This window comes from Candidatus Microthrix subdominans, from assembly GCA_016719385.1.
Taxonomy (GTDB): Bacteria; Actinomycetota; Acidimicrobiia; order Acidimicrobiales; family Microtrichaceae; genus Microthrix; species Microthrix subdominans.
The window spans coordinates 259,350-279,742 of sequence record JADJZA010000008.1 but is presented as its reverse complement, the minus strand read 5'-3'; the positions used below and the strand labels follow the sequence as shown (position 1 = coordinate 279,742).

Annotated in this window: 15 protein-coding genes; 2 read left to right on the top strand and 13 right to left on the bottom strand. The window is 65.4% G+C overall.

What is annotated here, in order from left to right:
- Nucleotides 1-147: 147 nt before the first annotated feature.
- The 5 genes from IPN02_15710 to IPN02_15690 form a co-directional block, all read right to left on the bottom strand.
- Nucleotides 148-2,118 carry an acyltransferase family protein gene (locus IPN02_15710; protein MBK9298250.1) on the bottom strand — a complete coding sequence of 657 codons (1,971 nt, stop codon included), beginning with the start codon at nt 2,116-2,118 and terminating at the stop codon, nt 148-150.
- 81 nt (nt 2,119-2,199) lie between these two features.
- Nucleotides 2,200-4,236: an excinuclease ABC subunit UvrB gene (gene uvrB / locus IPN02_15705; protein MBK9298249.1), complete on the bottom strand. Its 2,037-nt coding sequence runs from the start codon at nt 4,234-4,236 to the stop codon at nt 2,200-2,202.
- A 149-nt stretch (nt 4,237-4,385) separates the two neighbouring features.
- Nucleotides 4,386-5,006 (bottom strand): class I SAM-dependent methyltransferase, encoded by a 621-nt coding sequence (locus tag IPN02_15700; GenBank protein MBK9298248.1) that lies wholly within the window; start codon nt 5,004-5,006, stop codon nt 4,386-4,388.
- Nucleotides 5,003-5,365, bottom strand: a complete 363-nt coding sequence (locus tag IPN02_15695) for a carboxymuconolactone decarboxylase family protein (protein ID MBK9298247.1) — start codon at nt 5,363-5,365, stop codon at nt 5,003-5,005. Before IPN02_15695 ends, IPN02_15700 begins: the two co-directional genes overlap by 4 nt.
- 110 nt (nt 5,366-5,475) lie before the next feature.
- Nucleotides 5,476-6,393 carry a patatin-like phospholipase family protein gene (locus tag IPN02_15690; protein MBK9298246.1) on the bottom strand — a complete coding sequence of 306 codons (918 nt, stop codon included), beginning with the start codon at nt 6,391-6,393 and terminating at the stop codon, nt 5,476-5,478.
- Between the two features lie 95 nt (nt 6,394-6,488).
- Between IPN02_15690 and IPN02_15685 the strand changes: the two genes are divergently transcribed.
- Nucleotides 6,489-7,205, top strand: coding sequence for a transcriptional regulator (locus tag IPN02_15685; GenBank protein MBK9298245.1), 717 nt, complete (start codon nt 6,489-6,491; stop codon nt 7,203-7,205).
- A gap of 30 nt (nt 7,206-7,235) precedes the next feature.
- Here the strand turns inward: IPN02_15685 and IPN02_15680 are convergent, their stop codons facing one another.
- Nucleotides 7,236-8,054 carry an RNA methyltransferase gene (locus tag IPN02_15680; protein ID MBK9298244.1) on the bottom strand — a complete coding sequence of 273 codons (819 nt, stop codon included), beginning with the start codon at nt 8,052-8,054 and terminating at the stop codon, nt 7,236-7,238.
- A 151-nt stretch (nt 8,055-8,205) separates the two neighbouring features.
- On the opposite strand from IPN02_15680, the gene IPN02_15675 reads away from it, so the two are divergent.
- On the top strand, nt 8,206-8,628 hold the full coding sequence (locus IPN02_15675) for a hypothetical protein (GenBank protein ID MBK9298243.1): 423 nt from the start codon (nt 8,206-8,208) through the stop codon (nt 8,626-8,628).
- Between the two features lie 13 nt (nt 8,629-8,641).
- Here IPN02_15675 and IPN02_15670 read toward each other — a convergent pair whose 3' ends face one another.
- The 7 genes from IPN02_15670 to IPN02_15640 form a co-directional block, all read right to left on the bottom strand.
- Nucleotides 8,642-9,844, bottom strand: coding sequence for an SIR2 family protein (locus IPN02_15670; GenBank protein ID MBK9298242.1), 1,203 nt, complete (start codon nt 9,842-9,844; stop codon nt 8,642-8,644).
- A gap of 574 nt (nt 9,845-10,418) precedes the next feature.
- Nucleotides 10,419-13,580 (bottom strand): DEAD/DEAH box helicase, encoded by a 3,162-nt coding sequence (locus tag IPN02_15665; protein ID MBK9298241.1) that lies wholly within the window; start codon nt 13,578-13,580, stop codon nt 10,419-10,421.
- On the bottom strand, nt 13,577-15,430 hold the full coding sequence (locus IPN02_15660) for a phospholipase D family protein (GenBank protein ID MBK9298240.1): 1,854 nt from the start codon (nt 15,428-15,430) through the stop codon (nt 13,577-13,579). Before IPN02_15660 ends, IPN02_15665 begins: the two co-directional genes overlap by 4 nt.
- Nucleotides 15,430-16,707, bottom strand: coding sequence for a hypothetical protein (locus IPN02_15655; protein MBK9298239.1), 1,278 nt, complete (start codon nt 16,705-16,707; stop codon nt 15,430-15,432). Before IPN02_15655 ends, IPN02_15660 begins: the two co-directional genes overlap by 1 nt.
- Before the next feature lie 16 nt (nt 16,708-16,723).
- A complete protein-coding gene (locus tag IPN02_15650) occupies nt 16,724-17,695 on the bottom strand; it encodes a hypothetical protein (protein ID MBK9298238.1) in 972 nt (323 codons plus the stop codon).
- A 2-nt stretch (nt 17,696-17,697) separates the two neighbouring features.
- The gene (locus tag IPN02_15645; protein MBK9298237.1) at nt 17,698-19,185 is read right to left on the bottom strand and encodes an SAM-dependent DNA methyltransferase; all 1,488 of its coding nucleotides are present in this window, start codon (nt 19,183-19,185) and stop codon (nt 17,698-17,700) included.
- Between the two features lie 31 nt (nt 19,186-19,216).
- The gene (locus tag IPN02_15640; protein MBK9298236.1) at nt 19,217-20,365 is read right to left on the bottom strand and encodes a Fic family protein; all 1,149 of its coding nucleotides are present in this window, start codon (nt 20,363-20,365) and stop codon (nt 19,217-19,219) included.
- Between the last annotated feature and the right edge of the window lie 28 nt (nt 20,366-20,393).

The following is a 20,393-nucleotide window of genomic DNA, read 5'->3' as shown; positions in this document are numbered from 1 at the left end:
TCAGCAGCCTGCTCGACCTGCTGCGAAAGCCTGACCGCCGACTTGCGCATGACCACCATGCGAAAGTCGGCGGTCAGACTCTTGCAGCACCGCCCACCCGGTCGCTCGCCCGGCCAAGCGCCGCGCACCTCACGAAAGCCCCGGCCGCTACAGGGCGGGGTCGTCGGTGGCCTGCTCCTCGAGCGCCCTCGACTGGGCGTCGATGATGATCGGCCCGAAGTAGGCGTCGACCCAGCCGGAGCCCAGCTCGGGATTGGGATGCACCCCGTCGGGTCGCAGGTCGACCGTCTGCTCTGCCAGCTCGACCGCTCCGGCGTAGTCGAGCACGACGGTGCCCACGCGCTCGTTGGCCTCCCGGGCGATGATGTCGTTGAGCACCCGCACCCGCTCGGGGAAGTCCTTGCCCACCCGGACGCCGTTTGCGTCGATGGGCTGCGTCGGCGGCACGTTGCCGATCAGCACGGTGGCGCCGCCCGATTCGAGGGCGTCCAGCTTGGCGGACAGCACCTCGGTGTAGCGCTGCTGGAAGGCGGGGTCGGCCAGCGAGGTCCACTCGCCGTCGATCTCGTGGTCGTACAGGTCGATGCCCAGGGACATGTACAAGACGACGTCCGGTGTGTCCTCGGCGATCAGCTCGGCCATTCCGGCGGCATCGAGGCAGCCCGGCGGCGGCTTTAGGCGTGGCTGCCCGGGGGCGACCTGGAGATCGATGTCGGTCATCGTGCCGCACCCCAGCGCGGCATGGCCGACCACCTTGACGCCGACGTTCTCCTGAAGCCAGCCGTCGCTCACGAAGAAGGTGGTGAAGCCGACCGAGTCCCCGAACTCTGCCACCGTGTCACCGAAATCGACGTCGGCGGCGCCCTGCACCGGCGCACCGCGCGGCACCGTGACCAGCGGGGCGCCGAGATCCTCGGCCGACGCCTCGGACGACGGCAACGGCAGGAGGATCAGGCCGGCGACGACCGTTGTTGCGGTCAGCCAGGCCAGCGGGACGGTGGCGGTGATCTTGGGGCGCCACGTACGGATCGGGCGCTCGATCCAGAACGTGATCGCCGAGGCGACCGCCACCGAGACGCCGACCTGGATGACGACCGTGGCCAGCCTGCCGGTGCCCAGGCGCCCCTGGGACAGCACCTGCAGGATCGGCCAGTGCGTCAGGTACAGGGCATAGCTGATGCGGCCCAGGTACGGCAGCGGTTCGGCCGCCAGGGTGCCGGCCAGGCCGACGCGGGACGTGGGCCCGGCGTGGGCCACTCCGACGATCAGCACCGCCCAGATCCCGCCGCCGACGATCAGGCCGCCATGGGAGATGATGGGGCTCGAGGCCGGCAGCGTGATCACCGCCAGGATGAAGATGGCCAGGGCGGGTAGCGCCAGGCTGGCCGCCCGCCGGCCGAGCCGGTCGCCGAGGCGATGGTGCAGCGCACCGAAGAGCACACCGAAGAGGATCTCGGCCATACGGGTATCGGTGCCCAGGTACACCCGCTCCGGGTTGGACGAGAGCAGCAACGTCAGCACGGTCGAGATCGCAATGCCGACGATGGCCAGGGGCACGAGCCGGTCGATCCGTTTGCGCTGCGAGCCGATCAGCACCAGCACCACCAGGGGAAAGACCAGGTAGAACTGCTCCTCGATGGCGAGCGACCAGTAGTGGCGCACCGGCGAGGCCACCCCGAGCAGGTCGAAGTAGCCGGTGCCCGAGATCAGGGCCTCCCAGTTGGCCACGTGGAACAAGGCCCCGAACATCGAGGATCGGAACCCGGTGGTGGACCAGATCGACGGGTCGAGGTGCTCCAAGGCCACGATCGACGTCAACGTCACCATCGACGCAGGGGCCAGCCGTTTGATCCGGCGTCGCCAGAACGCGCCCACTGCCACCCGGCCGGTGCGCTCAACCTCGCCCATCATCAGGCGGCTGATCAGGTAGCCGGACAGGGTGAAGAACAAGGAGACGCCCAGGTAGCCGCCCTGCGCCCACCCGAAGTCGAGGTGGTACGCGACGACGGCGGCGACGGCGATTCCCCGCAGCCCGTCGAGCGAGGGCAGGTAGCCCAGCGCAGGACGCGCCGCAGCAGCGCTCGATGCAGCATGGGCGGTCGTGTCCGTGGCACTCATCCGCTCTCCAGCCTGACCGCGGCACGATCGTGCGGGCCATTCATCGGACAGATCCGCGTTCGGAGGATGCCACAGGCGGGGCTACTTGGACAGCCCGGCCGAGCGAGCCTCGCGCTCGAGCTCCTTCACCTCGTCGCGCAGCCGTGCCGCCTCCTCGAAGCGCAGGTCGGCCGAGGCCTCCTCCATCTCGATGCGCAGCGCCTGGATCAGCCGGCCCAGATCCTCGGGGGGTAGGTCGGCGTAGGCCTCGGCCCGAGCTCGCTCGCCCGGCCGCTGCTTGCGACGGCCACCGCCGGGGATGGGCGTGCCGCCGCCGGCACCCCGCAGGTCGGCCAGGATGTCGGTGACCGCCTTGCGCACCGAGGTGGGGTCGATGCCGTGCTCGATGTTGTGGGCCTGCTGCAGGCCACGGCGCCGGTTTGTCTCCGACAGGGCACGCCGCATCGAGTCGGTCATGTTGTCGGCGTACATCACCACCCGCCCCTCGACGTTGCGAGCGGCCCGGCCGATCATTTGGATCAGCGAGGTCTCCGAGCGGAGGAACCCCTCCTTGTCGGCGTCGAGGATGGCCATCAGCGACACCTCGGGGATGTCGAGGCCCTCGCGCAGCAGGTTGATGCCCACCAACACGTCAAACTCACCAAGCCGCAGGTCGCGCACCAGCTCGATGCGCTGCAGGGTGTCCACCTCGCTGTGCAGGTACCGCACCCGTACGCCCATCTCGAGCAGGTAGTCGGTCAGGTCCTCGGCCATCTTCTTGGTCAGCGTGGTCACCAGCACCCGCTCGCCCCTGGTGACCCGCTCGTCGATGCGGGCCATCAGGTCGTCGATCTGTCCCTTGGTGGGCCGCACCTCCACCTCGGGGTCGACCAGGCCGGTGGGCCGCACGATCTGTTCGACCACCCGGTCGGAGTGCTCGATCTCCCACTTGGACGGCGTCGCCGACAGCAGCACGCACTGGTTGACCCGCTTCTCCCACTCCTCGAAGCGCAGCGGCCGGTTGTCGGCCGCCGACGGCAGGCGGAAACCGTGCTGGATCAGGTTCTCCTTGCGGGACCGGTCGCCGGCGTACTGTCCGTGGATCTGAGGGATGGTGACGTGGCTCTCGTCGATCACCATGAGGAAGTCGTCGGGAAAGAAGTCGAGCAGCGTGTTGGGCGGATCGCCCGGTGCCCGGCCCTCCATCGGTGCCGAGTAGTTCTCGATGCCGTTGCAGAACCCCATCTCGTTGAGCATCTCGAGGTCGTACTCGGTGCGCATGCGCAGCCGTTGGGCCTCGAGCAGCTTCTGCTCGCGCTCGAACAGCTGTAGCTGGCCGGCCAGCTCGGTCTCGATCCGACCGATGGCGGCGCGCAACTTGTCGTCGGGCGTGGCGTAGTGGGTGGCCGGGAAGATCTCCAGCTCCTCCTGGGTGCGTACCCGCTCGCCGGTCAGCGGGTCGACGATCGAGATCGTCTCGATCTCGTCGCCGAACAGCTCGATGCGCACCGCCGTCTCCTCGTACGCCGGGTGGATCTCGATGACGTCGCCGCGCACCCGAAACTTGCCCCGCACCAGATTGAGGTCGTTTCGCTCGTACTGCATGTCGACCAGGCGGCCCAGCAGCTCCCGTTGATCGATCGACTCCCCCACCCGCACCGACAGCAGTTGGCGGGCGTAGTCCTCGGGCGAACCCAGGCCGTAGATGCAGCTGACCGAGGCGACGACGATCACATCCCGACGGGTGAGCAGCGCGGAGGTGGCCGAGTGCCGCAGCCGGTCGATGTCGTCGTTCACCGAGCTGTCCTTCTCGATGAAGGTATCGCTGGAGGCGATGTAGGCCTCGGGCTGGTAGTAGTCGTAGTAGCTGACGAAGTACTCCACCCGGTTGTCGGGGAAGAACTCGCGGTACTCGTTGGCCAGCTGTGCGGCCAGGCTCTTGTTGGGCGCCAGCACCAGGGTGGGCCGCTGCACCTGCTCGATCATCCACGCAACCGTGGCCGACTTACCCGAGCCGGTGATGCCCAGCAGCGTCTGGTAGCGCTCGCCGGCCTCGATGCCCTCGGCCAACGCAGCGATCGCCTCCGGCTGGTCGCCCGCCGGCTCGAACGCAGCGTGCACCTTGAAGGGGCGCACCATCTTGGGCGCAGCCATCGCCTGGCGCAGCGGCGGTGGGACGGGTGGAGCGCTGGATTTTGCCACGGCGACAGCCTACGACGGTCCTGTGACAATCCAGGTCGGTGGGACAAGGAGGGTCTGTCGCGGCAACGGCCCCCGTCGTCCTGCGTTCAGGCCGTCGCCGGCCGGTGGGCGCGGGCGAGGCAATCGATCGCCACAGCCGGCCCGTTGTCGGTGTCGACGGATCGATTGACCCGCTCGGCTCGCTCGATGACCAGGTCGTCAACCCCGGCCTCGGACAGGTCCCGCCGAACGTCGTCGGGACCGTAGAGCACGGCCGCATCCGGGGGGCCACCAACCCCTTCGGTGAGATTCAACAGATCGTGGCCGACGATCAGCAGGGTGCCCCCGGGGGCGAGCTCGCGAGCGGCCCGCGAGAAGGCGGCCCGGCGCTCCGGCTCGGGTACCTGCAGGTAGAAGACGATGACGAGGTCGAACTCGCCGGTGGGCTCTCCGGCGGTCACGTCCTCGACGATCCACTCGATGGTGACGTCGTTCGCCTCCGCCAGTCCCGCCGCCTTGGTCAGCCCCACTTGGGAGAAGTCGATGCCGGTGACCGTCCAGCCCCGGCTGGCCAGCCAGACAGCGTTGCGACCTTCGCCGCAGGCGAGATCCAGTGCCCGGCCCGGCGTGAGGCCATCGACCTCGGGCGGAAGGAACTGGTTCGGTTCGCTCTTCCAGATAAGGTCGGTAGTGCTGTAGCGCTCGTCCCAGCGCCGGGGGTCACTCACGCTGACGCTCCGGGGAGGTCGATGCCGGCAAACTCGTGGAACGCCTCCCAGGCCCGGGGCCCGTACACCGTGGCCGGCCCGCCAGCCATCAACAGCGCGACCCCGAGGGTCTCGGCTACTTCCTCGGCGGTCGCACCCTGTTTGGCGGCGGCCCTGGCGTGGTTGGCGATGCAACCGTCGCACTGCTTCACCACCGAGATGGCCAGGGCCATCAGTTCCTTCACCTTAGCCGGGAGTACCCCGTCGCCCGATGCCGCCTGATGGAGCGCACCGAACGCGCTGTACGCCTCGGGGATGGCGGCGCGTAGCGACTTGGACGGCTCGCGCAGGTCGGCGGCAATGTCTTTGTAGTGGCCCATCGGGTCCTCGTTTCCTGGGTAGGTCGGCGGGTCAGCGACCCTAACCCGCCAACGTTGCCGCCCCGGCCGGCCCCAGGACCCAGTGGCCGATCCGCTCGGTGCGGTACGGCTTACATGACCTCGTCGACCAGCGGTGGGAAGCGATCAGAACGGTCAGGGCCAGGTCCGTGCTTGTGACTGTGGTGATGCAAGGCGAGGAAGCGGGCCTGATGCGGCAGGTGTTCGTTGCCCGCTTCGAGCCAGCTGCGGGTGTCTGCGTGGGCGCGGTCGATCAGTTCGTCGGCGTGGCCGAAGTCGACGGCGTTCACGCTGAGGGGGCACAGCGGGGGTGCGACGATGATCTCGACCTGATCTGCGAAGTGGGCGACCTCGACGATCAGTCGCTGCTCCAGCAGCAGCGTGATCGAATGGGCCAACGCGGCCAGCGGCGTTCCGGGCGGTTCGCTCAGGTCGCAGGCAAAACCGGCGGGCACGACCACCACCCGGTCGGACCCCAGCGCCACGGCCTGACCGACGGCGGTGTTGTTCGAGACACCGCCGTCGATCAGCAGCCGTCCCTCGTGGTCGACCGGTCGAAATACCGCCGGGATGGCGGCGCTCGCCAGTACCGCCGTGGTGGCATTGCCGCTGGAGAGCACCACCTCCTCGCCGCTCAGTACGTCGGTGGTGATGATGTGCAGCGGCAGTTGCGCATCCCCCAAGTCGGTGATCGGCAGGTGCTTGTCGACCAACCGCCGCAGCGGTCGCATCGAACACAACGAGGCCCGTTTCCCTGCGAAGGCCAACACCGACCGAAGCGGATCGACCGGAAAGACGTCCTGTCGTCGCAACCCGCGCCACAGCGTCGCCAGATCGGCGATCGACTCGGACGAGTAGCCGTGCGCCCCGAGATACGCGGCGTTGAGCGCCCCGGCCGACGTGCCGATCAGCAGGTCGGGGCGGAGTCCCTGCTCTTCAAGTGCGGCGAGCATGCCGGCCTGGACGGCTCCGAGGCTGCCGCCACCGGACAGGACGAACGCTGTGGTCATCGCAACACCTCTCTATCATCAAGTTGTATTGTTGATAGTAGCGGGCCGCCCGGTCTATAGCTACCGAATCTTGCACTTAGAGGTACGATGTACCCATGTCAGCGAAGCAACCGCCCACGATCGACCAGATCGCCGCCCTCAGCGTTCTGGGGGAGCCCAGCCGGCGGGCGCTCTACGACCACATCGTGTCCGCAGGTGACTGGGTCGGGCGGGACGCAGCCGCCGACGCTGCAGGCATCCAACGGGGCGTCGCCGCCCACCACCTCGACCGGTTGGCCGAGGAAGGCCTCCTCGACGTGGACTACCAGCGGCTCACCGGCCGGACGGGCCCCGGCGCCGGCCGGCCCGCCAAGGTGTACCGCCGTTCCGATGCCGAGTTCGACATCGCCCTGCCGCCCCGTGATTACGAGTTGGCCGGACGCCTCCTTGCCGATGCCGTTGTGGACGCTCAAGCGACGGGGCGGGACGTCTCCGACGCCGTCGATGGTGCCGCCCGCGCAGCCGGACAACAACTCGGCCAGGCCATCAAGACCCTCCAAGGCCGAGCGCGTTCGGCCGACTCCGCCCGAGCGGCCACGCTGGAGGTGCTTCACGGGCAGGGCTACGAACCGCTCGAGCAAAGCGACGGCACGGTCGTGCTGCGGAACTGTCCATTCCACGTCCTGGCCAAAAGCCACACCGAGTTGGTGTGTCGCATGAACCATTGCCTCATCGCAGCGGCCGTTGCAGAGGTCGACGACAGCGGCTTCGACGTGCGCCTCGAGCCCGACCCCACCCTGTGCTGCGTCCGCCTCCGGCGAAGCCAGGAGTAACGCACTGCGGCCGAGGCGCTGAACCCAGAACTACGAGCGTGCCCGCGACACAGCGGCGAACACGATCGCTGCTGCGTGACCGACGTTGAGCGAATCGACCGCATCGCTGATCGGGATCCTCACCCGTTTGCTGGCGGCGCTGAGGACCTCGGGGGTCAGGCCCGGGCCCTCCGCTCCAAGCATGATCGCCAGTCGCTCCGGCACGTCGGCCCTCCACAGATCCTCGGCGTCGACGCCGGGTGTCAGCGCCCACGATTCGAACCCGTGGTCGTGCAACGTGCCGAGCGCTCCGGGCCACTCATCGGATGAGGCTCGGGCCACGCGCATGTGCAGGATCTCGCCCATGCTCACCCGCACGGTGCGGCGATGGTAGGGATCGGTGCAAGTGGGGCTGAGCACCATGCCATCGATGTCGAAGGCTCGGGCCGCCCGTGCGATCGCCCCGACGTTCTCGTCGTCGTTGAGCGCCTCGAGCACGATCAACCGCTTCGAGGTCGCTGCAAGGTGCTCGACAGACTGAAGCGGCTGGCGGAACGCCGAGACCAGAACCGCTCGTGGCAGGTCGAACCCAACGATGTGGTGCATCACGTCCCGCTCGGCCACGTACACCGGCACGCCATCCATCTCGGGCCGCTCCGTGAACGGCCGGAAGCGGTTGACTCTGGATGGCGACAGCAGGACCGATCGAAAGACGTGACCGGAGTCGATCAGCCGGTCGATCGACACCCACCCCTCCGACAGGAAGTACTCGTCGTCCTCCATCTCCCGACGCGCCGCCTGGTCGTTCAGCCGGCGAAAATCGGCCAACCGAGGATCGTCGGCATCCCCGACCGAGATCGTCTCGCTCACCCGGCCGACAGTACGCCAAACCTGTGGCGCCTCTGTCAGCGACGGGTCGGGCTACCCGGGCAGACCGACCCGATGACGGGTCACAACCCAGCCCCTACCGTGGCGCGCAGCGGCGGCGAGCGCGTTGACGCGACGTGGAAGGCGGGTCACCATGGCACTGTCCGAAAAGCACCGATCCACGCTCTACAACCAGTTGGGCGACACGGTCGGCGACTACGAAGCAGTGGGAGAGCTGTTGTCCAACATCGCATCCCGCGAACTGGACGAACCCGCAACCCGTGATTTCGTCGCGGCCCAGGTTCAGGGCGTCAGGACCGAGATCGAGAGTCTCCGCACCCAGATCTCCGAATCAGAAGTCCGGCTCACACGCTACGTGCACCAGGAACTCGCCGGGTTCCGCAGCGAGATGGCCGGGTTCCGCACGGAGATCGTCGGGATTCGGGCCGAAGTCGCTCAGCTCCGAGCTGGCATCGACGGTCTTCGCAGCGACATGAACAGGACCAACCAGTGGATGATCGGGCTGGTCATCACGCTGGTGCTCGGCCTGATCGCCTCTCAGTTCATCGGAGGCTGACCCGCGTCTGAGATCAGTTGTCGACGGCGCCGAAGGACGCGAGCAGTTGGCGCACCCGCTCACCCGCATGAGCACCGGCGAGCGCCTCGGTGTCGATATCCCTCAGCGCCTTCGCCAACTTTCGCTCGTTGTCATCGAGCAGTTCCGCGTAGGTGCCGTCAAGGAGGTAGGCGTCGAGGTCTGCAGACTCCAAAGCCACCAGGTCGAGAAAGATCTGGGCCCACCTCGCGGCCTGCGCAAAATCTGCTTCGGTTGGCTCTCCTACCGGCTTTTCGGCGATGGGAACCACGCGAACGTCATCTCTCCACAAATCCGCAAAGAGGGGGTCGTCAAACAGAGAGAGCGTCGTGCCCAGCCGACGGTCAACCTGACTGGAAGGCACCTCCGGCGTGGTGTTCTCGCCACGCGCCAGCCGAACCTCGTGGATCAGCTGATGGAAGTCCTCATCGGAGAGCGAGTAGCCAACGAAGAACATGTGTCGGGTCATCAACATGGCCTGCACCAGCCCGAAGAGGGCTCCGTGACGGGACGGAATGTCCAGATAGTCGGACCTGGTGAGGACGATACTCTCGTCTCGAGCGATGCAACCGTGGAGCTTCAATAGCCACCGCCCCTCAGGACGTGCCGATTCATAGGGAAGAACTGCCGGTCGGTCGCCTTCAATGGCATCGCAGGCCGACTCGAAGAGCGTGTCGTAGTTGGTCGTGATCGCTTCCCGCGATGGCAAGGAGGCCAGCAATCCTTGGGTGAGGCCGTACTCGGTTGCCTTCAAACGGTCTCTGAGCACTTCGTGCAGCGTCGAACCTGTGAGCCGTTGCTCGAGGATCGCAGCCTGATCGCGCATGTCGAGCCGACGGAGCGCTTCGAGGTTGTCCTGGCTCAGCTTGGCCTCGTCCGCGATGTCATCGAGCAGTCTTTGCCAGGTGGGTAACCCTGCACCTGCTGATGCCCCGGCGCCGAGGAACAACACCATCTGCCGATCTCGTGCGAGTTCGCCAAGCCGCTGCGCTTCGGTCACGAGGACCTCCGCCTTCGGTCCCATATCCCAGAGCTCCTTGAGCGACCGGCCGGCCACCAGATCGCGACGGACACGCTGAGCGGCCGAGAGCGAGCGCCTTCCCCAGCACACCAGCACCAGGTCGACTTCCTGCGACTCGGCCACGCACAGCATCTCTGGCAAGAGTTCCCGATAGATCGTTCCCTTGTCGGCCGCCATGCCACCGTCGCCCGTGCCCAACACCGGGATGGCCAGCAGCGGCGGGACGCCGGTTGGCTCCAGCCCTTCCTTGGCGCTCCGGGCGAATGGCTCGATCACGTCGGCGTACCACGAACCTTCGTTGCGAGGGTCGCCCGGATTCCGTCCGACGTTGGCCAGCCAAACCTGCGGTCTTCCCGCCAGTGATTGCTCAAGGCGAATTACTCTGGAACCATCCCAGACTTGGTTTGCCAAGCGCTGACCGGACACGAGTCCAATCTCCTCAGCGAATGCTCCGCTGATCGTGAATGCGCCGTCCGTTGGCAGCAGCCACGCATCGCAACCGATCTTGGTGATGTCTCCGGCGACGACGTGCACATGTCCAGGCATCACAGAACGCTATCGATCCGACCAGGTGAAGGTTCCTGGGTTGAAGAGTGGATGCTGGCTACACCGCCAGTCCCAACGATTGCCTGGATCTTCCTTGGGGAATCTGACATCGCCTGCCACAACGGACGGATTGCGACGTCGTGGCAGCGTCCGCAAGGTACGAGGCAAACCATCGTCGCGGACGTCACTCCCGAACGATGCCTCATCAAAGATGTCTGGGAGAAAGGTCGATGCGGAGTTCGTTCAGCTTCTCAGGCTCGACATCGCCCAAGTAGTGGATCAGGTCATCTTGGCGGGGCTGGCCGAACACGAGCCGGTATCGAGCCACATCGCGCTTGAGGCGAGCGAGTTGGCCCACCTCACGCGACATCGGCAGCATCGGGACATGCCGCTCGATCTTGGCATCACCTGAAAACACCCAGAACGGCACGAGCTCGGTGTCGTTCTCGCCGCGGGTCTCGGCAGCCGACGCAAAGAGGGCGGACCACGGATCGTCCGGCGCGGACCATGCGGCATCTGCGCATGCAGCAGCGACGTTGCGCCGAACGGCGTGGCCCTTGAAGCGGTGCACCCGCCCCTCACGCTGTTCGAGGTCGACCGGATTGGAAGGCAGGTTCCAATGCACGATCGCATGGCAGTACAGGTGGAAGTCGAGCCCCTCCTGCCCCACCGACGTGGAGGTCAGCACAAAGGGCCAGAACGGCGAGTTGAACGCCCGACGAAGCTGGGCAGAAGTGACGGTCGATTGCTCGGTCTCGGCCCGATCGTCGCCGAACCGCATCGCGTACCGAGTGCGAAACCGAGGGGTGTCGCCGGCCTCGCCCAAGTGGTCCATGGCCACCAGCGAGGTCGTTCTGATCCCCACCGCCTCCTGAACCGCAGCAGCCAGCTCATACATGTCGTCGCCAGGCTTGTCGCCGTCGATCTCATAGAGCCCGATGGACTCCCGCAACACGTGGAGGTACTCATCAAGCACGGCGGTGAGGCAGCCATCGGCGCAATACCTGGTGGCTGTGCGCCAGTAATCCTGCTCCCAGTCGGCCGATCGGACCATTGAAAGGACGTCGGGGAGGTTGAAGAGCGAACGGAAAGCCCACCCGATACGACACGCCCCATCCCACCGGTGCAGCAATGGCATTTGTGCGCCCAAGGCGTGGCCGATGGAGCGCAACGCCACGGTTGCTGGCGACCCCAAAGCCAAGTCGACCAACACGTCAACCAGATCGTCGGGCCGCTCCCCCAGCGGTACCTCACCTCGGTACATGGCGGCGGCCAGTTGCACGTGCTCCGTAAAGATCTCGTTTCCGGCACCCCCCTCGTCTTCGGTTTCCTCGGATGCACCTCCATCCCAGCCGCGACCGGTCCTGTCCTTTCGACTCATCCACGTCGCAAAATTGCTGGCTCGGTCGAGCAGCAACGGCGCCGCCCAATACCAACGCTTGTCCGGTTGAGGGGCGTCCGGGGCGTGATCCACGACGACGCGGTCCAGTGCCTCCTCAACTCGGGTCCTCACGAGGGCACGCATCTCGTCGAGCGTCAGCGTCCCACCATGCTCTTGGGCGATCTTCAGCGGATCGCCCAGCTCTGCCAAGGTGATGCAGGGGTACACGAACGCAAACGAGTTCATCGCGCCCGGCCGGCCCAGCGGATCCCGGCGGAACATCAGCAGTCCCCGGATGGTCTTTCGTGTTTCTGGGCTGTTGGAAACCATCGGGCCCCGGCGGAGGCCAAACATGCGGCGTTCCACTTCGTAGGACAGCAGCGAGGACACCGACTTCGGCACGCCCGTCCAGCTCGAGAAGATCAGTCGCTTGGTGAAGTTGAGGCGCTCGCCATCCCAGGGAGCAGCGAGCTCGTAGTACGGCAGCGACGGAGCGATCCACAACATCCGCCAAGCCTCGTTGTGGACCGTCTGTGCCTCGATCGACCGGTAGCGCCCGTTGTCGTCGTTGAGACGCAGGTAGCTCCGCCACGACTCCCAGTTGATCCGTCCGTTGGACTTGCCAAGTAGGTCTCGTGCCTCGCCGCTTCGGTCGGGGTCAACCAGCGCAGCACTGAGGTGGTCATCGAACTTGTAGCCGTCGCAGAAGTTGAGAAACGACGGTACCGATTTCCAGAACTCCAGAAGTCGGGGCGCACCCGCCGCCTTGGCCAAGCGCTCCAGCCCGACGTATCCAACGACGTCGGACGGTAGGAGGGCGCCACCATCGATGACCTCGGTCAGCATGCCGTTGCGGTCGTTGCCGGCGCCGAGGCGCTCGGTGCGCACCATCACGCTTGTCAGCTCCGCTTCGACGGCATGACGCAATTGTGCGAGTTCGGCTGGAGCGCGTCGCTCCACATCCATAATGCCAGCGCGAAAGTTGGCCATCGCCGACTCGAACCGGTTGGGCCGGCCGTTGAACAGAAACTCGACCGTATCGGTGAAGTCCCGATGGTGATTGTCGTCGGCGTCGTCGCCCCGAGTGAACATTTTGTACGGCGTCGCGCTGAGCAGCAGGGTCTTATTGTCGGCGAACCCGAAGAGATCGTGGGCGAGTTGCCCGGCGGCACTCTCTCCGGACATCAGATGACGAAACCGCTGGAACTCGTCGAGAATCACCAGGTCTGGTTCCAGCGCGTGCACGCACCGTTTGGCCAAAGCGGCCCGCAACTCACCAATCAGCTCATTGCGGAGATGCCGGGGCGGTGAGTCGATTTCCGGCACTCCGTGGGCGAAGTCGGTGGCCAGATCCCGAAACCGATCCTGCCCATTGAGCTTGGCCACATCCTCAGTGAAGCCCTCGAGCAGCCGGGCATCGACGTCGCCAAGTGCCAACTCGCCCCGCTCCAGATACTTCGGCCAGTTGTCGTCCCCGACGTCGACCTGGAGTAGGCGCCTTCCACCTGCCCCGGACACAGCTTCGTCGCCCCAGACGTGGCGCAGCAGCCAGTACAACAGCACCCGTTCATCGCTCATGCCGGTGCTCGACTTGAGGTCAAACGACGTACCGGGGGTGAAGGACACGAAGTTCACCTTGTTGCCCTCGAGCTGCTTCACATCCCGGGCGATCATGGTCATGCGGGAGCTGAACGAAAAGTCTTGATCGGGCATCACGTTGAGGCGCCTGATGTTCTGCTTGGCGATGCCGGCGTTGGAGCAGATGTAGATGATGTCGATGCGCTCGACCTCGTCCCACAGCCGTTCAATGGCCTTGGCGATGACGCCTCTGGCCACCATCGTTTTGCCGAGCCCAACTTCGTCAGCGACCAAAAACCGGTCGGCGCCACGGTCGTAGAGCTGACGGAAGGCGTGCTCCACCGACGCTCGCTGAAAATCCTTGAGCTGGTCCAGAACCGGCCCAGACTCGTAGCCCGGTTCGCTCATCCCATTTGCTCCCGTGCAGCACCGATCGCGTGCCACACGTCGGCGAAGCCCTCCGGGAGGAGGTCACCCTTGTCGCTGACCTGGAAGCTCGCCACCAGGTCAGCCACCGGATCGAGCGAGTCGGGCGAGTCGACCAGCGCTCGCAGCAACGTCTCCAACAACGGTGGCATGCCGGCGCCGGTTGACCAATCGAACGACGCGCCTGCGCCCTTCAGCGCGTCGAGCAGCGACTCGTCGCCGGCGAGTTCGGCCAGCAGAAAGAGGAGGTACTTCAGCACCTTGTCGGGATCGTCGAGCAGTGACGCCAGCACCTGGTCCTTGCGGTCGTCCGGGGCGCCAGTCAGCCGCGCATTCACCAGCGTCCGGCCGAAGATCGGTGTGCCATCCACCGTGGAACGCGCCTCGATGAACAGGAACGACGTGATGGCCTGAAGCGACACTGACGGAATCACGGCGCCGCTCTCCGCGTACGGCGCACGGACGTCCAGCGGGGTCGCAGGTCCGATGGTGATATCCAGTCCGCTGTCGCCGATGCGCCGCTTGAGCGACTCCGATGGTGGGTCCCAGGCGAGCTCCAACCGAAACTGGTTGCCCACAGGCGACACCGCAACCGTGTAGGCCGCGCAAGCCAACTCCCGCAGCACCGTGTCCAAGCGGCGTGTCGCCTGCTCCAGTTCGGTGGGCTCAACCGGCTCATCGCCGGTCGGCCGGTACTCGGTCAACAGGCTGCGCAGGCTGGCGGTGTCCCCATCGTCGAGGAGCCCGTCGACACTCAGGTCGGTGGGCTGGAACGCAAGCTCGATGGCGAACTCGCTGTTACCCCCGAACGCCGCGTCGGTGGCGTTGGCCGATCCGAGCCACAGCGTGGTGTACTCCCCGCCCTCGATCAGCATGACCTTGGCGTGGAGTCCGCTCAGCTCGGCTCCGGGCCGAGGCGGTTCGATGTCGAACTCGTCGAGCCCTACGTCCGGCTCTGCTGCCCCGTCGGAGGTGAGCCGGACCGGTGGCGGTTGACCCGTGTCGAGCACGTAGGTCTGGGCGAACCCTGCCACCGCGTCCTGGCCGACGCCATCCAACGCCGCTGCCCTCGCTACCAGGACGTTGGGCCCTGCCATCATCCCCAGCTGTCGGGTGATCCGTTCGGTCAAGAACGGTGAGATCGCCAGCACCCGGTCGCCGGAGAGCTTCGGCGATGGGAATCTGGGGCCGAGCGGATGGAAGCGCAGCCACCGAACCCCCGGCGGCTTCTCCCAGTGGACGTTGCGAAGCTCGGCGGCCAGCCCATCCACGGCGCCGCGGCGTCGTGTGTCCAACGCATGCACGGCCAGGTCCGCCAACCGATCGAGGAAGTCGCCCACCACACCGATGAAGTTGGGCGGATCGACGCTGGGCACCCCGTCGAGTTGCACGATGGTGTCCCAACTGGTGTCCAGGGTGAGGTTTCGGCTGAGGATGACCAACCGATACCGCACCTGTTCGGCACCATCGACAAAGCGCAGGGCCCACACCTTGGGATGGAAGAGGTGCCCGGGCTTAGGCGAGCGCACGGGCACCACCGAGTCTTCGAGGTACGCCAAGATCGGCGGATGGTTGCGGGGCCCCGACATAGCCCCGGCCTGAGCGAACACCGTGATGTTGTCGGCGTGGCGACGTACCGATTCCAGCAGGGCGATGGGATCTGGGGTGCCATCGTCGCCGTCGAGGTGATCGAACATCGCAAAAGACATCGTCGCCAGCAGCAGCGCATCGAGGTGAAGCGTGAACGTGGTGCCCACCGCAGTGTCCAGCACAAACCCGGCCGGCGGCCGCAGTGCGTCGACCAGCATCAGCCGGTTGGTCGGTTGCAGCATCAGGCCGCCTGCAGCCCGGTCGCGATGTCGTTGACCGCCGACCGACCGACGCGCCAGCGGAAGTCGAACCGCGCCACTCCGGCGTCGCCACGCCACATCTCCAGCGCATGGGGGTTTGCCAGCCGAGCGAGCGACTTCTTCAGCTGCCGCTCACGATCGCTGATCGCCGTGCGCAGTTCGTCGGAGTTCACCACATCGGCCCCAGCACCGACAGCATTCAGCCAGAGGTTGATGAACCGCTGGACGGGCCAGGCCACGTTCACCCCCGAGCCGAGCACGACCTGCCAGAACTCGGTGCGATCGACGGCCTCGATGGCGCCGGCACGAGCCTTCATCTCCCCCGTCCAAGCAGCAAGTCGGTCTTGATAGCCATTGACCCGATCGTCGGCCCCGGGCAGGGAACGTTTCTGTGATGCCTCGGCCAACATCAGGTTGTACAGCAGCGAGGCGCCGTGGATCGCCTCACTGAAGTACCTGGCAAAGCCAAGCTTGGTCGCCAAGTCCGGCTGGAGCGTGTCCGCGTCGACCGTATCCCACGGAAACTGCGAGTCATTCGGCACGTTCACCGGACTTCGCACGAGGTGCGCCAGCAACGACTCTGGGTGGCTCGCGAGCATCCGTTCCTGCAGGTACCTGGCCTCCTCACCGGTCAGGTCGAGGGTCGCCTCGTCCCACAGGTTCTCCGGCGGTTCCGGGACATTCGTGTGCCAACGTGCGCGTTGGTCGAACTGGGCGTCGCCGACCTCGGCGCCCCGGGTAGGCGCCGCACTGTTGAACCGATCCATCGACCGGAAGTACTCGCTGCGTGTGCCGGTGAACGTGCGGATGCCAAACGAGCGAAGCCCGCCCCAGTAGATGAACGACGGCAACTGCTTCAGCGTGTCCTTCGCCTCGCTGCCGATCACCCCCTCCTTGCCGCCTCCGTTGAGGAGCGAATAGATCAGCGCGATCTCCCACTGACGCGTCTGCTCATCGGCCCGCCTGCTCGGTACCCGCTCGATCTCCAGCCGCTGGTAGACCCACGGAACGAACAGCAGGTAGCGAACCCGTGTCTGAACCGTTGAGAGGCCCGGAAACAGCACCTCGGAGAAGGCATCGCGCACCGCGCCGATTCCGATGTCGTCGATCGTGCCCGTCTCCGCGAAGAGGGCAATGATCTCGCGCATCTTGCGCTGCTGTTCCTCGGACTGATCCAACCAGCCGACGGCGGAGGCCACTACGGCGCGCTGCTGGTCGCCATCGAGGCGTTCATCATTCCGACCCAGCCCAAGAGCCACCGTCGTCCCATTGGCATCAGACCGACTCCGATGAGGTCCACTCGGATCCAGCTGCGACGGCCTCGACCTCTGGATCACCGCCACCGGGCCGCGACTCGAGCGCCACAAGCAACTCGGAGCGCAGGTCAGAGAGCGACCTTCCGTTCGGCAGTACCCACGCGTGCCATCCGTCGTAGGCCGGCACGTCGGCGGCCTCCATCGCCGCCTTTGAGGGCGAGGCGTAGGTTCGCCCATCCTCAAGTCGGACTTGCCCCGTGTCCAGAACCGTCGCCCGATACGTCGCACCAATACGCGGTCGAATCCACGTGAGTGCTGCGCCCGCCAACAACAGGCCCGCATCCAGAAGATCACTCAACGCGATTCGCCTGCCATCGATCTCATATCGAGTCGGCGCAGAACGTCCACGCTTTTCCTCCTTGTCAGCAGGCAGGTCCAGTTCGTGGTCTGCCATGACATCGACGAATCGACGACGCTCCTGGTCTTCGTAGATGGTCACGCCGAGGACGGTGATCGGCAGGTTGTTCTCGGTGAGGTAGCTCAGCGCAGCGTCGGTCCGATCGTCGAAGTCCCGAGCGACTAATACGAGCTGCGGAGGCCGCTGAACAAGACGGGGCGAATCTGACCCTGTGAACTCAGTCCAAGCAGCGAAGAAGGCCTCTGCACCGCCATGAAACAATCCCGCCAGTTCGTCCAGGCTGGCGTTGCGGGCCCACCCTGCGTACTCCAGGCATTGTGCGAGCTGCCGGCGGTCGACGTCCCGCTTCACCTCAATCACATGGACATGGCCGTCGATATCTAGCGCAACGATGTCCGGGCGAATCCCGTCGCCAACCGTCGGCTGCCGCGCCAATGGAAACAGTTGGACGCCGACGAAGGAATCCAGGTTGGCCCACAACAGGCTCTCGATCTCCTCTTCATACAGGTCTGGCCCCGCCTGCACTCGGCGGAACGGGATGAGTTCATTATCACCGATCTCAAACAACGGCATAGCTACTCCTTTGCCCCCTCAATGTCGATACCAATGCCTTCGAGGCTCTCGGCGAGCGCCCGAAACTCTTCGAGCGCTGATTCGAGGTCTTCCACGATCTCGGCAGCGATGACGCCCGGCGGCGGGAGGTTGTCGGTGTCTTCCAGGCTCTCGTCTCGCAGCCAGAAGATGTCCAGGCTGGCCTTGTCGCGAGCGACCAGGTCGTCGTATGAGAACCGCTTGAAGCGCTCGGTCCCCACACGTTCGTCGAGGTCACCGGGCCGGTAGCTCTCGACGAAGTCGTCGAGGTCGGCGCGGGTCAGCGGGTTCTGCTTCAGCGTGAAGTGCTGGTTGGTGCGCAGGTCGTAGATCCACAGGTCCTTGGTCCACGGGGTTGCCGATCCGGGTTTGCGCTCGAAGAACAACACGTTGGCCTTCACGCCCTGGGCGTAGAAGATGCCAGTGGGTAGTCGCAGCAGCGTGTGCACGTTGCACTCGTGCAGCAGCTTGCGTCGGACTGTCTCGCCGGCGCCGCCCTCGAAGAGCACGTTGTCGGGAACCACTACCGCGCACTGGCCGCCGATCTTCAGCAGCGTCTTCATGTGCTGGACGAAGTTGAGCTGCTTGTTGGACGTCGACGCCCAGAAGTCCTCGCGCACCACCGTCATGTCCTGCCGGTCAACCTTGCCCTCGGCGTTGACGATGGTGACCGACGACTTCTTGCCGAACGGCGGGTTGGCCAGCACCAGGTCGAACCGTTGGCCTGGATCGGCACGCAGGGCATCGTCGAGGTGGATCGGGCTGTCACTCTCCGGCGTCTCGATGCCGTGCAGCAACATGTTCATGGCACACAATCGCGCAGTGTTCTCGACGATCTCCCACCCCGTGAAAGCACCCGATCGCAGGTGCTGCTTTTGGGCACGGTCCAGGTGAGGGTTGTTCTTGACGATGTAGTCGTAGGCGGCCAGAAAGAATCCGCCGGTGCCGCACGCCGGGTCGCAGATGCGCATATCTGGCGTGGGCTGCATCACGTCGACCATCGCCGAAATCAGCGCCCGAGGCGTGAAGTACTGGCCGGCGCCCGACTTGGTGTCGGCGGCGTTGCGCTCCAGGAGCCCTTCGTAGGCGTCGCCCTTCACATCAACGTCCAGGCCCATCCACGTCTCGCCATCAATCAGGTCGTGGATGAGGCGCTGGAGCTTGGCCGGGTCCTGGATCCGGTTCTGCGCCTTCCGGAAGACCACGCCGAGCATGTCGTCGGTGGTGCCCAACTCGTTGAGGATACGGATGTAGTGCGCCTCCAGCGCCTCGCCAGACAGCTTCAGCAGCGAGGGCCAGTCGAGCCCGTCAGGGACGATGTCGGGCAACCCCAGCTCACGCTGCTCCTCGGACATCTTGAGGAACAACAGATACGTGAGCTGCTCCACGTAGTCGCCATATGACAAGCCGTCGTCCCGCAGGACGTTGCAGTAGTTCCACAGCTTGTCGACCAGCGCCTTCGAGTCAGTCATCGCCTGCATCTCGCGGTCATGTTTCTCCGTGTCATTCTGCGGTAGCCGCTATCGGGGCCATGAAGGCGGCCATCCGGTCGACACACGCCTGGTAGGTGGGTTCCAACCCTCGCCGCTTCCGAATCAGGCCAGCTTCGGTCAGACGATTGAGGTCTCTCGCCACCATCTTCGAACTCCCCTTCGCGTACGAGCTGGCAACATTTGGGGTGATCAGTTTGATCTGATCCTGCGTGAACCACTGCTGTGGCAGCATCGCCAGAACCACCTCTCGCTGCCGGTCGCTGGCCTTGCCAGTTGGGTACCTACTCATGACCTCGCTGACGAAGTTGACCCAGGCGACTTGGAGTTGCTGAAGGCGCACGACCTCGATCTCGTCGCGTATTCCATCGACGAATCCCTCCGTGGCATAGGAAACAAATTCCACGATGCTGTTGGTCTTGCTCGCTCGGCCAAGCTCCCGGTAGTACTGGTCCCGGGTCAGGTTGTAGTGATTCGACAGCAGGTGGGCTGCAGGTAGCGGCACCTTTCCCGACCTGGCGAGGATGAGGAACTCCACGAGACGGGCCGTGCGACCGTTGCCATCGCCAAACGGGTGGATCCATGCCAGGTAGAGGTGCGCCATCATCGCCCGCACCAGCATCAACGAAAAGTCGATCGACGGATCTTCGTTCTTGAAGTCGGGGCCTTCCAGCCATTCACAGAGCCGATCAAGGAGGTACTCGCAGTCCTCGGCTGGCGCCCCCCGATATCCGCCAACAACCACCGAGTGATCCCGGAGCTGGCCGGGAACGGTGCCGTCGTTCAGTTGCTCTTCCAAGCCGTTGAGAACCTGGTCGTTGTAGTCACGAATCAGGTCAACCGTCAGCTTCGGGTACTGCCCATCCTGCACCTGTGAATCGATCGACCCAAGTGCACCCAGAAGGTTGCGAACCTCAACCTCTTGGTAGTGCCGCGACGGTGGCGCTTCGTACGAGCCGTCGAGCAACCCAGCAACCTGCGCTTCGGTCAGCGTGTTGCCTTCGATGGCCGTGGTCGCTTGGGCACCCTTGATCAGGGTGACTCGGTTGAGTTCTTCAGCGACCGCAGGTTGAAGCGGCGCTCCGGCCAAGTGCTCGCACTTCGATCGTGCCTCTCCCAGCAACATCCACGAATGCGGACCCATGGCGTTGATCTGGCTCAAGCTGAAACTCAGCCAAGGGTGGGATTCC

Bases quoted from the DNA above. Each gene is read 5' to 3' on its own strand.
- uvrB (MBK9298249.1), bottom strand. From the start codon at position 4,236: ATGGTGCGCCCCTTCAAGGTGCACGCTGCGTTCGAGCCGGCGGGCGAC.
- IPN02_15690 (MBK9298246.1), bottom strand. From the start codon at position 6,393: ATGACCACAGCGTTCGTCCTGTCCGGTGGCGGCAGCCTCGGAGCCGTC.
- IPN02_15665 (MBK9298241.1), bottom strand. From the start codon at position 13,580: ATGAGCGAACCGGGCTACGAGTCTGGGCCGGTTCTGGACCAGCTCAAG.
- IPN02_15645 (MBK9298237.1), bottom strand. From the start codon at position 19,185: ATGACTGACTCGAAGGCGCTGGTCGACAAGCTGTGGAACTACTGCAAC.
- IPN02_15650 (MBK9298238.1), bottom strand. From the start codon at position 17,695: ATGCCGTTGTTTGAGATCGGTGATAATGAACTCATCCCGTTCCGCCGA.
- IPN02_15685 (MBK9298245.1), top strand. From the start codon at position 6,489: ATGTCAGCGAAGCAACCGCCCACGATCGACCAGATCGCCGCCCTCAGC.
- IPN02_15710 (MBK9298250.1), bottom strand. From the start codon at position 2,118: ATGAGTGCCACGGACACGACCGCCCATGCTGCATCGAGCGCTGCTGCG.
- IPN02_15695 (MBK9298247.1), bottom strand. From the start codon at position 5,365: ATGGGCCACTACAAAGACATTGCCGCCGACCTGCGCGAGCCGTCCAAG.
- IPN02_15670 (MBK9298242.1), bottom strand. From the start codon at position 9,844: ATGGCGGCCGACAAGGGAACGATCTATCGGGAACTCTTGCCAGAGATG.
- IPN02_15675 (MBK9298243.1), top strand. From the start codon at position 8,206: ATGGCACTGTCCGAAAAGCACCGATCCACGCTCTACAACCAGTTGGGC.
- IPN02_15660 (MBK9298240.1), bottom strand. From the start codon at position 15,430: ATGCTGCAACCGACCAACCGGCTGATGCTGGTCGACGCACTGCGGCCG.